The organism is Bacillus sp. 37MA, assembly GCF_000372765.1.
Classification (GTDB): Bacteria; Bacillota; Bacilli; order Bacillales; family Domibacillaceae; genus Domibacillus; species Domibacillus aminovorans.
Genome location: NZ_KB889752.1, coordinates 1,715,554 through 1,728,787, shown reverse-complemented (window position 1 = coordinate 1,728,787; position 13,234 = coordinate 1,715,554). Strand labels below are relative to the sequence as shown.

Annotated in this window: 15 protein-coding genes; 7 read left to right on the top strand and 8 right to left on the bottom strand. The window is 39.3% G+C overall.

Annotation, left to right across the window (positions count from 1 at the left end; translation table 11 throughout):
* Nucleotides 1-153 precede the first annotated feature (153 nt).
* The 6 genes from A3M5_RS0109725 to A3M5_RS0109700 all read right to left on the bottom strand — a co-directional run bounded on the left by A3M5_RS0109725 (nucleotide 154) and on the right by A3M5_RS0109700 (nucleotide 6,040).
* Nucleotides 154-750 (bottom strand): NADPH-dependent FMN reductase, encoded by a 597-nt coding sequence (locus A3M5_RS0109725; RefSeq protein WP_018393576.1) that lies wholly within the window; start codon nucleotides 748-750, stop codon nucleotides 154-156.
* Nucleotides 751-1,123: 373 nt separating this feature from the next.
* Nucleotides 1,124-2,329: an MFS transporter gene (locus tag A3M5_RS0109720; RefSeq protein ID WP_018393575.1), complete on the bottom strand. Its 1,206-nt coding sequence runs from the start codon at nucleotides 2,327-2,329 to the stop codon at nucleotides 1,124-1,126.
* Nucleotides 2,330-2,341: 12 nt separating this feature from the next.
* On the bottom strand, nucleotides 2,342-2,761 hold the full coding sequence (locus A3M5_RS0109715) for a MarR family winged helix-turn-helix transcriptional regulator (RefSeq protein WP_026221661.1): 420 nt from the start codon (nucleotides 2,759-2,761) through the stop codon (nucleotides 2,342-2,344).
* Between the two features lie 463 nt (nucleotides 2,762-3,224).
* Nucleotides 3,225-3,917, bottom strand: coding sequence for an N-acetylmannosamine-6-phosphate 2-epimerase (locus A3M5_RS0109710; protein WP_018393573.1), 693 nt, complete (start codon nucleotides 3,915-3,917; stop codon nucleotides 3,225-3,227).
* Between the two features lie 33 nt (nucleotides 3,918-3,950).
* Nucleotides 3,951-5,489 carry a maltose/glucose-specific PTS transporter subunit IIC gene (locus A3M5_RS0109705; RefSeq protein ID WP_018393572.1) on the bottom strand — a complete coding sequence of 513 codons (1,539 nt, stop codon included), beginning with the start codon at nucleotides 5,487-5,489 and terminating at the stop codon, nucleotides 3,951-3,953.
* Between the two features lie 20 nt (nucleotides 5,490-5,509).
* Nucleotides 5,510-6,040: a PTS sugar transporter subunit IIA gene (locus tag A3M5_RS0109700; RefSeq protein ID WP_018393571.1), complete on the bottom strand. Its 531-nt coding sequence runs from the start codon at nucleotides 6,038-6,040 to the stop codon at nucleotides 5,510-5,512.
* Nucleotides 6,041-6,308: 268 nt separating this feature from the next.
* Here A3M5_RS0109700 and nagA point away from each other — a divergent pair, with 268 nt between their 5' ends.
* The 4 genes from nagA to A3M5_RS0109680 all read left to right on the top strand — a co-directional run bounded on the left by nagA (nucleotide 6,309) and on the right by A3M5_RS0109680 (nucleotide 9,831).
* A complete protein-coding gene (gene nagA, locus A3M5_RS0109695) occupies nucleotides 6,309-7,508 on the top strand; it encodes an N-acetylglucosamine-6-phosphate deacetylase (RefSeq protein WP_018393570.1) in 1,200 nt (399 codons plus the stop codon).
* Nucleotides 7,505-8,236 (top strand): glucosamine-6-phosphate deaminase, encoded by a 732-nt coding sequence (nagB, locus tag A3M5_RS0109690; protein ID WP_018393569.1) that lies wholly within the window; start codon nucleotides 7,505-7,507, stop codon nucleotides 8,234-8,236. The genes nagA and nagB overlap by 4 nt, the downstream gene beginning before the upstream one ends.
* A gap of 106 nt (nucleotides 8,237-8,342) precedes the next feature.
* Entirely contained in the window at nucleotides 8,343-9,065 is a 723-nt protein-coding gene (locus A3M5_RS0109685) for a GntR family transcriptional regulator (RefSeq protein WP_018393568.1), read from the top strand.
* Nucleotides 9,066-9,093: 28 nt separating this feature from the next.
* A complete protein-coding gene (locus A3M5_RS0109680; RefSeq protein ID WP_018393567.1) occupies nucleotides 9,094-9,831 on the top strand; it encodes an SIS domain-containing protein in 738 nt (245 codons plus the stop codon).
* Between the two features lie 42 nt (nucleotides 9,832-9,873).
* Here A3M5_RS0109680 and A3M5_RS0109675 read toward each other — a convergent pair whose 3' ends face one another.
* On the bottom strand, nucleotides 9,874-10,326 hold the full coding sequence (locus A3M5_RS0109675; RefSeq protein ID WP_018393566.1) for a hypothetical protein: 453 nt from the start codon (nucleotides 10,324-10,326) through the stop codon (nucleotides 9,874-9,876).
* Between the two features lie 82 nt (nucleotides 10,327-10,408).
* A complete protein-coding gene (locus A3M5_RS25800) occupies nucleotides 10,409-10,777 on the bottom strand; it encodes an urea transporter (protein ID WP_269765899.1) in 369 nt (122 codons plus the stop codon).
* A 100-nt stretch (nucleotides 10,778-10,877) separates the two neighbouring features.
* Between A3M5_RS25800 and A3M5_RS0109670 the strand changes: the two genes are divergently transcribed.
* From A3M5_RS0109670 to ureC, 3 genes are read left to right on the top strand one after another with little or no spacing between them, the layout of a single operon-like run.
* The gene (locus A3M5_RS0109670; protein ID WP_018393565.1) at nucleotides 10,878-11,180 is read left to right on the top strand and encodes an urease subunit gamma; all 303 of its coding nucleotides are present in this window, start codon (nucleotides 10,878-10,880) and stop codon (nucleotides 11,178-11,180) included.
* 16 nt (nucleotides 11,181-11,196) lie between these two features.
* Nucleotides 11,197-11,511: an urease subunit beta gene (locus A3M5_RS0109665; RefSeq protein WP_018393564.1), complete on the top strand. Its 315-nt coding sequence runs from the start codon at nucleotides 11,197-11,199 to the stop codon at nucleotides 11,509-11,511.
* Nucleotides 11,512-11,516: 5 nt separating this feature from the next.
* Complete coding sequence (gene ureC / locus A3M5_RS0109660; protein WP_018393563.1) at nucleotides 11,517-13,229, top strand: urease subunit alpha; 1,713 nt, start codon at nucleotides 11,517-11,519, stop codon at nucleotides 13,227-13,229.
* The last annotated feature ends 5 nt before the right edge of the window (nucleotides 13,230-13,234 follow it).

The following is a 13,234-nucleotide window of genomic DNA, read 5'->3' as shown; positions in this document are numbered from 1 at the left end:
AGAAATTGTCATATGATGATTTCTCCTCTCTTTTTTTAAATGAGAATAGTGCTGTGATCGTAGATTAATTAGAACTTCTTTTAAATTTCGTTTCACCACGAAAAAAGGGAGGATTCATGATCCACCCTTTTTTTACTTCTATTATAATGGTTTTTATCGCAACGTTTTTAATGCACCGCTCCATGCGATCACTTGGTCAAGCATGCCATTCACATTATCAAGGTGTAAGTCAGCTGGTTTGAAATCCGTTCCGTTTTCAAAGTCTGTAAATAATGACAATGTTGGATGTGTACGAACGTCTGCAACGAGTAATTCTCCTAAGATTCCACGTAAATGCTCAGCGGCACGGGCTCCACCTGTTGAGCCATAGCTTACGATACCTGCTGCTTTATTGTTCCATTCATCACGCGCTGAATCAAGTGCATTTTTCAATGCCCCTGTAATGCTATGATTGTATTCTTGAGCAATGAAGACGAATCCATCTAAGCTAGCAAGTTTTTCTGACCAAGCTTTGATTCCTGGTTCATCACCAGCCGTTGTAAATACAAATGGTAAATGGAAGTCTGCGATATCAACGATTTCATAATTTGCATCTCCACGTTTGTCAGCAATTCCTTTTACCCATTCTCCTACTTGTGGACTTACACGTCCTTGACGAGTGCTTCCTAAAATAATTCCGATATTTAATTTTGACATTGTTTTTTCCTCCTCATTAGTTGATTTACCAAATAATTTGTCTAAAAAACCCATATACTTCACCACCAATAAAGTTGTGTTTTAACTAAAATTTATGAATAATATCAACCCCTTTATCTGGAATTGAATATTCCCTATAATGTTCTTTTCTTAAGGAAGGGGTTTTATTCTTAAATTTTAATTATCTTAAATTTGAATATCTTGAATATGAGGTAATGTTAATACACTCCATTTCATTTGTCAAGACATTGAATCAAATTTAAAAAATGCAGATGGTTCCCAGTATAAAAAGCTGGCAGACAAGAAGGAGGCATCGTCATGTTAAGAAAACTTGCAGAATGAAAAGAGCGAGTGCTTATTTTTACTAATAAGAAACGAAAAAAAAAGGGATATCCCTATTATAGGATGTCCCTTTTCTCATTATCTATCAAACCGAAGTCGAAGCATGGATCGCCTTTGCTGCGCTTTCTTTCTTGCCGTGCAGGAAGTAGTACAGAACAGTCGTTGCCAGGATCACAACACCCATGATGACATACAGAGTACTGTAGCCAGTTAATGGAATGATGAATCCAAGTAGATAAGGACCGAATCCAAGTCCTGCGTCAAGAAATATAAAGAAGGTCGACGTAGCCAGTCCCATGCGATGAGGAGGGGTCAATTTAACGGCAATCGCCTGGGTGCTTGACTGCATATTACCGAAGCCGAGGCCAATCAGGAAGCCGGCTAATAATAAAGTGATGCTTTTGTCTGCTGAACTTAAAAGCAACATTCCAGCTCCAAAGATAAGAAAGGCGGGATACATAATAAAGTTCGCGCCTTTTACGTCCATTAAGCGGCCTGTGAATGGGCGTGAGGCTAATACGGCTGCTGCATATACGACGAAGAAGAAGCTTGCTGTATTCACCAGGTCGATTTCAATGGCATAGAAACTAATAAAAGAAAGGACGCTGGAGTAACAAAAGGCGATTGCTAGAGTAATGAATGCGATGGGCAGTGCCTTTGGCTCAATAAAGCTGGAAAGATTGAATCCTTTTGTTTCAGCATTTTTTGTTGATGCTTCTAGTGCCGGCACATATACGAAGAATGCAGTGATCAAACTGATGATCCCTAAAGCAAGGCAGAAACTAAAAATCATTTGGAAGCTTGTGTGCTGGCTCATATATAATCCGATGAATGGTCCGATGGCAGTAGCCAGTGTCGCACTCATGCTGTAGTAGCCGATGCCTTCTCCTTTTCGTGTTGCCGGGATAATCTGGGCTACAATCGTTCCGGTTGCTGTGCTCGCCACGCCGAGTGCAATACCATGGATGAAACGGTTAATAAGCAGGAAGGTGATCCCGAAATTGACAAAATATAAAAGTGTCGTCAACGTAAAAAAGATTAACCCAATGAACAACGTTCTCTTGCGGCCAATCGAATCCATAATGCGGCCGATAAACAGCCGCCCAATTAAAGTTCCGATAATAAAAATCCCCGATATAAGTCCGGCCTGACTTGTAGAAGCATCCAATTCATTTACTGCGTAGACCGCGAGGGTCACCATTAATAAATAAAAGATTAACGTTAAGAAAAAATTGACGGAGGAAACAATGATAAAATCCTTTGTCCACAGTTTAGGTCTTGATTGATTCACTTTATTATCCCCTTACTCTATAATATTGTTCCGTATTTCTGTCATAATGCGGATGGCCTCGAGCTGCTCCTCCTCCGAGATACCTTTTAAAATATCCTGTTCAAATTGGTCAATCGTCACACGGACATCCTTATAGATGTTTTTACCAAGCTCTGTTAGCTGCATTCTTTTTTCGCGTCTATCTTTGCCGGGGACATGCTCTACATACCCGAGTTCTTCCAAGCGATGAATGGTCCTCGTAACGGTAGGTTTCTCTACATATTGATAATTAGAAAGCTCTACAAGCGTTGCAGAACCGTTGTTGAATAAATAATACAAGGTGGACCATTGCGCTCTGTATAGATCATGCTTGGCGAGCTGGGCATTAAGTCGATTCTCAAAAGGCCGGTACAATAGCAACAGTTGTTGAAAAAATTTTCGATAAGTCTTGATTAGAAACACTCCTTTATTAAAAAAGTTATCGAAGGTAATAGTTAACGTAGGTAACTATTTTAATATACAGATACGATCGCTATATGTCTAGTAAATGAATGGGTATTTCATTTACTTAGAAGGGGAAGCTATGGATCATGTCCTGAAAAAATGAACGGATAGTAAAAGTGAATGAGGTAAGTCCGGTTGTATCTCCTTATATTGCTTCCAAACATGCGGTAGTGAGACTTACAAAAGCGCAGCTATTGAATCAGCAAGTGCTAATGTACGTGTAAATTCAATTCATCCATCACCCAGGAAGCAATCTTGGCCAGAGTAGTAGGCGTTATTTTAATATATATTGGCGTTGTAATCGTTCAACTTTTTAAATACAATCGTAAAAGGACTCAAGCATTAGCCTGAGTCCTTTTACGATTAATTGAAGTTATTTATTCGTTCAACTTATATTATCCAATCATATAAACTACTTTCGTAAAGCATCAGCGAATCTTTTTGTAATATTTTGTGGTCTTGTAATTGCTCCACCTACTACTACTGCATGAACATTGATATTTAAAACAGAACGGGCAATTTCTGGCGTAGAGACGTTTCCTTCCGCGATGACCTTTGCCTTTTTAACTTCTTTGACAATTTGTTTAATTACAGCATAATCGTTATCGTCAATTTTCAATCCACTTGTTTCTTCCGTGTATCCATATAAAGTGGGAGCTATAATATCAAACCCAAGATTGTCGGCAGAGATCGCTTCCTCGACGGAGGAAACATCTGCCATTAGAATAACATGGGGATATTTTGATTTTATCTCCTTATAAAATGATTCTAATGTACTTCCGTCAGGTCTTATGCGTGAGGTTGCATCTGTTGCAATAATTTCTGCACCTGTTGTCATTAATGCATCAATTTCCTTCATAGTGGGTGTGATAAAAACAGGATTCTCTCCATAAACTTGCTTGATGATTCCGATGATTGGAAGATCTACTTGTTTTTTTATTTCTAAAATATCAGAAACAGAGTTTGCACGGATTCCGATTGCTCCACCTTCCTTAGCGGCTAAGGCCATACGTCCCATAATGTATGAACTGTGTAAAGGTTCACCCTCTAATGCTTGACAGGATACAATTAATCCTTTATATAGTTGATCTACTACTGGTTGCATGTAAAACACTCCTTGTACAGATAGATTCTATTCTCATTGATCCAAGTACTCTTCAACTTCGTTTTTAACAATCGTCACTTGTGGACCGTAAATAATTTGTACGCCAGTTCCTTTTTTAACAATACCTTTTGAACCTGTTTGTTTAATAATACCTTCATTTAATAATGATTCATCTTTGACTGTGACACGCAAACGAGTTGCACAACAATCCACTACATCAATATTATGTGATCCGCCTAAACCTTCAACAATCGTTTTAGCACGCTCAGTAGCTGCTACTTGATTATCGGAAACAGCTTGTTCCTCATCTTCACGACCAAGGACTTTGTAATTGTTTTTCTTAATGAGAAATTTGAATGTAAAGTAGTACAAGAAGAACCATGGAATACCGACAACTAATACATAGAGCCAATTGGTTTTATCTACTCCTTGGAGAATACCAAATAAGACGAAATCAATGAATCCACCAGAGAAGGTTTGTCCAATTGTGATATTAAAGATATCAGACATCATAAAAGCTAATCCGTCAAATAGAGCATGGACGAAATAAAGAACAGGAGCGACAAATAAAAAGCTGAATTCAAGTGGTTCGGTTATTCCTGTTAAAAAGGAAGTTAATGCAGCAGAAAGAAGAATTCCTGCGACTATTTTTTTATTCTTTGGCTTAGCACAGTGATAAATAGCGAGTGCTGCCCCAGGTAGACCAAACATCATCGTTATAAACCTACCAGACATAAACCTTGAAACTCCCTCGTAATATTGTTCCGTTTGAGGATCAGCTAATTGCGCAAAGAAGATGTTTTGGGTACCACTAATCAATTTCCCGCCAATCTCCATTGTGCCACCTAAAGCAGTTTGCCAAAATGGCAAATAGAAAATATGATGTAGGCCTAAAGGACCTAGCATTCGTAAAATAAAACCATAGAAGAATGTTCCGATTGTTCCTGTGCTCGTCACTAACGAGCCTAATTGATTAATGAAAAGTTGGAAATAAGGCCAGACGACAAAAAGAACGGCTCCTACAAAGATCGATGTAAAGGAAACAACGATCGGAATGAATCGAGATCCTCCGAAAAATCCAAGAACTTGAGGGAGTTCAATTTTATTGTATTTATTGTGGAGTGCGGCTGCGACAATCCCGATGATAATCCCGCCAAATACTCCTGTTTCCAGTGTCTGAATCCCAACAGCCATACCCTGTCCGGCTCCAGCTAAATTGTCTTTGGCAAGTTGCCCAGTAATAGAGAGCAAGGCATTTATCGCACTATTCATGACAAAATATCCAATCATGGCAGCCAATCCAGCCGTTCCTTTATCTGAACGAGCTAGACCAACCGCAACACCGACTGCAAAAATAATCGGTAAGTTACCAAATACAATACTTCCTGCCGAACTCATAATCGTAAAAATCGCTTGAAGCCATACAATATCTAAAAATGGATAAGCTGAAACCGTATTTGGGTTTGATAGCGCACCGCCTATACCAAGCAGCAAACCTGCAGCGGGTAAGACAGCGATTGGGAGCATAAACGACTTCCCAAATTGCTGAGCTTTTTCAAAAAACTTTCCCATAAGTACTACCTCCTATAAATTTATTGAGCGGATACTATACCGTAATCTCCTTGTCTTACTTCACCCTGTTTTTTCACAGTGATATTTGTTGCATTAGTAAATATCACTGGTGTGACAGTAGAAGGAGCAGAATTCTTAATGTACTCAAGATCAAACGTCAACAATTCTGTTCCTTTTGAAATTTGATCTCCTTCTTTAACGAGAGCAGTAAAGCCTTCGCCTTTTAAATTGACGGTTTCTAAACCTACATGAATTAGAATTTCATACCCTTGTTTTGATTTAATTCCAATTGCATGTTTAGTCGGAAAGACATTCATAATTTCTCCATCAACCGGTGATACAACTGAACCATTTGCGGGAATAATGGCAAAGCCATCACCCATCATTTTCTCTGAGAATACTGGATCTTCAACTTCTGTAATCGGAATGATTTCACCTTCAATTGGCATGACAAAGTCTTGATCATTTAGGGGCAACAGACCTGTTGTACCAGATGGTCCAGCTATATCCTTTTTTACTTCTTTCTCTTTACGCTTAAAAAATCCAAACATGTGAATAACACTCCTTTTTTGATTTTCTGGCTAAACGGGTTGAAAAGGCTTACTAAGATAAAAATAGCATAGCATCTTATAGTTATAGATGTCTATACCATTTTTAAAATTTTTAAGCCCGTTTTTTATAAAACAGATAAATGCGTATCGATTTTTAGTGTATAATTCAAGAGGTACTGGTGATAGTCAATTAAATAAATTAATTGGTATAGACAACTATACTTTAGGAGTGTTAAGATATAATTAGATGAGAAAGGATGAAATTTCAATGAATCCAAAAGGTAAACCTATTTTGCTCAAGGGCATGCAAATATATTCTGAAGATATGAAAATTGAACGTGGATATATCAAAATAAAAGATCAGAAAATAATGGAGTTTGGATCACTTGAAAAAGTAGACAACGAGGAGCAATTTGACGTTATAGAAGTGGCCTCTACTTATAAGGCGATTCCTGGTTTTATCGATGTTCATATTCATGGAGCCAATGGTGCTGATGCAATGGACACAACGGAGGAAGCATTAGATATAATGGCAAAAGCACTCCCACAAGAAGGTACAACTGCCTTTTTAGCAACTACAATGACACAAAGTGGTGTGGCCATTGAAGAAGCATTAGCCAATGCAGGTAATTATATTTGTGATCAGCAAACGCCAGGAAAAGCTGAAATAATTGGAATTCATCTTGAAGGTCCATTTGTAAATAAAAAAAGAGCAGGTGCACAACCACTGAACTATATCATCGATCCAAATGTAGAGGATTTTAAAAGATGGAATAGACTAGCGAAGGAAAAGATTAAGCTCGTTACGTTAGCACCCGAACAACCAAGAGGTTTAGAAATGGTGAAGCATTTAAAAGAGAATGGGATCATTGCTTCCATCGGTCATTCTGATGCTACCTATAATGAAGTAATCGAAGCGATTAATGCAGGAGTCAGTCATGTGACACATCTATTTAATCAAATGCGTGGCATGCATCATCGCGAACCTGGTGTAGTTGGAGCCTCTTTTTTGTGTGATGAATTAAAAACGGAACTCATTGTTGATGGCGTTCATGTTCGACCAGAAATGGTCAAGCTTGCTTACCAACAAAAAGGGAAGAAAGGGTTAATTTTAATAACAGATTCAATGCGTGCAAAAGGTTTGAAAAACGGTATCTATGATCTAGGTGGTCAAGATGTGACCGTTAAGGATGGAAAAGCGGTTCTTTGTGATGGCACCCTTGCCGGGAGTATTCTGAAATTAGGACACGCAGTGAAAAATGTTATAACTTTTACAGGCTGCTCACTAGAAGATGCCATTGAAATGGCTTCTGTCAATCCCGCCAAACAATTAAATATCTTAGATCACAAAGGCAGTATTGCGGTAGGGAAAGATGCAGACATTGTCATTTTGGATGAAAATCTAAATGTAGTGATGACATTTTGCCGCGGAAAGCGTGCCTTTCACAGCGAAGGAGAAACGATATGAATATAATTGAAGTAAAAGACTATCAAGAAATGAGCAAAAAAGCTGCTGAATTTGTTCGTGATAACGTACGCCGTAATCCAACGATCAACCTAGGGTTAGCAACAGGTGGAACACCTGTTGGAATGTATAAACAGTTAATTGAAGACCATCAAAAAAACCACACGTCTTACAAAAATGTAACAACATTTAATTTAGACGAGTACATAGGGCTTTCAGAATATAATCACAATAGCTATCGTTATTTCATGAACGATCACTTATTTGATCATATTGATATTCAAATGTCTAAAACAAATGTACCTCATGGGAATGTGAATGATTTGAAAAAAGAATGTTCAGATTTTGAACATTTGATTAAAGAACATGGTGGAATCGATCTTCAAATCCTTGGAATTGGAAGCAACGGGCACATTGGATTTAATGAACCTGGCACATCTTTTGATAGCCAAACCCATATTATCGACTTAACTCATTCAACTCGAGAAGCAAACGCAAGATTTTTCGGCAATCGTGCAGAAGTTCCTGCCCAAGCGATTACGATGGGGATTGCAACCATTATGAAAAGCAAAGCAATTCTGCTACTAATATCAGGTACTAACAAAAGAGAAGCTTTTTTCCAACTCGTACATGGTGAGATCAGTGAAAACTTCCCCGCATCTGTATTAAGAAAGCATTCATGTGTTACAATTATTGTAGATGAAGCAGCACGTGGGAATGTACAGGTTTGACGGTACACCTATGATAAATACCTGTAACGTATCATTAAGTAACCTGCTCAATGAAGCTTCATTCATGTTTTTTGATTCGCATGGAAAGGATACAGGTGAATGAAGAATGATTAAAAAGAATGTCCCTATTCCTATTTATTATCAAATAATAGAACTTATTCAAGAACAAATTGAAAAAGGTGAGCTAAAGCCAGGAGATAGTCTTCCCTCTGAAAGAGAGTTTGCAGAAAAATACCAAATTAGCAGAATGACCGTCAGGCAAGCTTTTACTCAACTTGTAAACAATGGCTACTTACATCGATTACAGGGAAAAGGGACTTTTGTTGCTGAACAAAAAATCGAACAGACTCTTCATGGCTTAACAAGTTTTACTGAAGATATGATAGCACGAGGAATGGAGCCAGGTAGTCAACTTATCCACTTTGAAATCATTCCTGCGACAAGTCAAATTGCGAGACAGTTAGCCATTAAAGAATATGGGCCTGTATATGAAATTAAGCGAATTCGTTTAGCAGATGATGTTCCGATGGCGCTAGAAACAAATTATATTTCGGCTAATCTTATTAAAGGACTAACCGAACAAATTGTAAATCAATCTTTATATGCGTATATTGAAAATCAATTAAATTTCAGAATCGATCATGCTTCCCAAGTTATTGAATCGTCCGTCGCGAATCAAATGGAATCACAACATTTAAACATTCAAAAAGGCGCACCAGTCATGCGTATTCAAAGAAATACATTTCTGCAAAATGGGACTCCTGTTGAACTTGTCAAATCATCATACCGCGCAGATCGTTATAAGTTTATGATTCAGATGAAACGGTGAAAATGAATAAAGGTGGGAAATTTTCAGCATGTTCAATCACTATTTTCAAAAGTTGAGGGAACTATTAGACATTGTCGAAAAAGATGAAAAAGAGAAGGTAAAAAAAGCGGCTCAAAAGGTTTCAGAATGTGTCCAACATGATGGAATCATTCATCTATTTGGCTGCGGTCATTCTCATATGATTGGGGAAGAGTTATTTTATCGTGCAGGTGGGCTTGCTCCTATCAGTCCAATACTCATTGAAGATGTCATGCTGCATAAAGGAGCAGTACGCTCGTCACAATTAGAAAAACAACAACATTTTGCCGAGCAATTCATGATTCATGACAGGATTCATCCAGAAGATGTCGTGATTGTTGTCTCAACGTCTGGAAGAAATCCTGTTCCGATTGATGTTGCTGAAATCGCTAAAAAACAAGGTGCTTTTGTTATTGCTATAACCTCTCCAAGCTACGCCAAAAGCCAATCATCCCGACATGAAAATGGACAATATTTATATAGTTCAGTCGATCTTTCGATTGATAATCATATTGAAGTCGGAGATGCACTTATGACACAAAAATCCCTCGATGTACCCTTTGGCTCAGGCTCAACAGTTATTAGTGTGGCTATTGCGAATGGAATAATGGTCGAAGCCGTTAAGATCATGCTCGAAAATGACTTTACCCCCCCTATATTTAAAAGCGGCAACATTGACGGAGCCGAAGAACATAATAGAGAACTGATCAATAAGTACAAAAGCCGAATTCCGATGCTGGAAATCTAACTTATTTCGTCTAATCTGAGACATAGTCGATCAAGAAAAAGGTTATTCTTTTTCTTGATCAGCTATTTTTTCATGAATCTCTGCTTCAATTGCCTGGACGTGTTCATCTTTAAGCTCTTGATGGGGATGAGGATGGAACCATTGTATTTCCCCTTCATGGACAAAGCCTTTATATTCTTCACCTTGAATTTGAATTGTAAATTGTTGACGTTCATGCAATCTTCCCTCAAATGCTGGAGTGAGTTCGACGTTTTTAACACCACTAGTCGTACTATGTTCTTTCATCAGCTTATAGATACTTTTTTCTAAAGCATCCGTTTTATCATCACCGATCATTTGCCTCGGATGTGGTTGAAGCCATTGAATTTCCTCATTGTGAAAATGACCTTTAAACTCACTACCATGAACTTTAACTGCGAATTCATAACGTTCGTGAAGACGATTTTCAAATACAGGCTCTACTTCAAACTCTTCTAGTTCGTTTTTATCAGACATTGTTTACACTCCTTTTAAAAGCATTCTCTTTGAGGTATTCCCTAGATTCATAATAAGTATTCTCTTTTTCAGGTACATTCATTTAAAGGTTAGGCATTCGCTTTTGGGCAAATAAAAACAGCCATGTGCTTAAAACGAACGGCATAGTGAGGGGTGGCAGACCATATGGCAGTAAGAAGCTATCCAGACTTGCGGTGATCAGCACAGATGTTGCCGCCGCCATAAGACCGGAAAAGGGCATACGCTTCTTTTTGTTATGAAAGACGTCGGAAATGGCGAAAATCGTTAATATGGCGTTGTAACCGTATAACCCAGAATACAAAGCGGAATGTTCACCACCGATAAAAGAACTTGCGAGATCCCTTTTAGTGAAGCGGAAAGCATGGCGAGCAAGCTGCTTGCAATGACATGTTTTACATAAAAAAGCTCCTGACCTTAAAATATCTAGCAAAAAACCAACGTTTAATATGTAACAATTGATATATGTGAGGTCATCTTATATTATTTAGCAGAAAGAAATCAAAAATGTTGATACAAATGGAGGAATTTATATGCACTTGTTGCCTCGTGAACAGGAAAAGTTATTAATTGTTGTGGCAGCGGATCTGGCAAGGCGCCGGAAAGATCGAGGACTGAAACTGAATCACCCGGAAGCGGTTGCGTTGATTACGTATGAAATTTTAGAAGGAGCTCGTGACGGCAAAACGGTTGCCGAGTTAATGGAGTATGGGACGACGATTTTAACGGCAGACGATGTCATGGAAGGCGTGGCAGAAATGATTGATGATGTGCAGGTAGAAGCGACGTTTCCAGATGGAGTAAAACTGGTGACTGTCCACGTGCCGATACGATAAGGGAGGGATTTTTGACATGATACCTGGAGAATACATTTTAAAGTCGGACGATATCGTTTGCAATGTAGGACAGGAAACGAAAAAGATTTCCGTTTTGAATAAAGGAGACCGTCCTGTGCAGGTAGGGTCCCATTTTCATTTTTATGAAATTAACGAAAGTCTTGAATTTGATCGAGATGCTGCCTTTGGATTTCGCTTAAATATTCCAGCGGGTGCAGCTGTTCGTTTTGAGCCGGGCGATAAAAAAGAAATACAATTGGTCGCATTCACAGGTGAAAGACGTGTATATGGATTGAACAATAAAACAGAAGGATCATTAGACCGGGGGTAATACACATGAGCTTTCGTATGACGAGAAAACAATATTCTGATATGTACGGTCCAACGACAGGCGATGCCGTTCGTCTAGCGGATACGGATTTATTTATTGAAATTGAAAAAGATCATACGCAATATGGAGATGAAGTCGTTTTTGGCGGAGGTAAAGTGATCCGTGATGGAATGGGCAGTCACCCGCTTGCCGTTCGTGCCGATAACGTTCCGGATCTTGTTATCACAAGTGTCATTGTTTTGGATTATACAGGTATTTACAAAGCGGACGTAGCTGTTCGTGATGGCAAAATTTTTGCGATTGGAAAAGCGGGCAATCCGCTTTTGATGGATGGTGTCGATATCGTGATCGGTGCATCCACTGAAATTATTGCTGGGGAAGGAAAAATTTTAACAGCAGGCGGAATTGACACACATGTCCATTTTATTAACCCTGCTCAAGTAGAAACAGCTCTAACTGCTGGATTGACAACGCTGATCGGTGGCGGAACAGGACCAGCGGAAGGCTCAAAAGCAACGACGGTTACACCGGGTGAATGGAATATTCACCGCATGCTTGAAGCGGCAGAAGATATGCCGATTAACGTCGGCTTCTTAGGAAAAGGACACGCCGGTGCAGAAGAGCCGCTTGCAGAGCAAGTTCGAGCTGGTGTGATCGGGCTGAAGGTTCATGAAGACTGGGGGGCAACACGTTCAGCAATTGATTTGTCTTTAAAAATCGCTGATGAATATGATGTTCAAGTCGCACTCCATTCCGATACATTGAATGAAGGTGGTTTTGCGGAAGATACAGCGGCCGCATTTAAAGGCCGTCTTATTCATACGTACCATACAGAAGGAGCCGGCGGCGGTCATGCACCGGATATTATTAAACTGGCTGGCTATCCGAATGTGCTTCCTGCTTCGACAAATCCGACGCTCCCGTACACGGTGAATACGATTGATGAGCACCTTGATATGTTGATGGTGTGTCATCACTTAAATCCGGATATTCCGGAAGATGTGGCATTTGCCGATTCGCGGATTCGGGGAGAAACGATTGCAGCGGAAGATATTTTGCAGGATATGGGTGTGTTTAGTATTACGAGCTCCGACTCACAAGCGATGGGCCGTATTGGAGAAGTTGTTTTACGGACATGGCAAACAGCGGATAAAATGAAAAAACAGCGGGGCAAATTTGAAAATGACAATGGCGTTGGTGATAATAATCGTGTGAAACGTTACGTTGCGAAATATACAATCAATCCAGCCATCGCACACGGAATTTCCGAGTACGTCGGTTCGATTGAAGTTGGAAAATTCGCCGATCTTGTATTATGGGATCCGAAATTTTTTGGTGTAAAACCGAACATGATTTTAAAAGGCGGCCAGGCTGTCTATAGTTTAATGGGCGATGCCAATGCATCCATCCCGACGCCTCAGCCAATTTTGTATCGTCCAATGTACGGGACAATGGGAAAAGCAAAATATAAGGCCTCTATTACATTCGTCTCAAAGGCAGCGTATGAAGGCGGCGTTCATGAAAAACTAGGACTTCAAAAAACAGTCCTTCCTGTACACGGCATTCGATCATTGTCGAAAAAAGACATGAAATTGAACGATGCAACACCTGAAATTACGGTCGATCCAGAAACGTATGAAGTACGTGTGGATGGCGAACATATTACGTGTGACCCGGTAGAAGTCGTACCAATGGGGCAACGCTATTTCTTATTTTGAGGTGA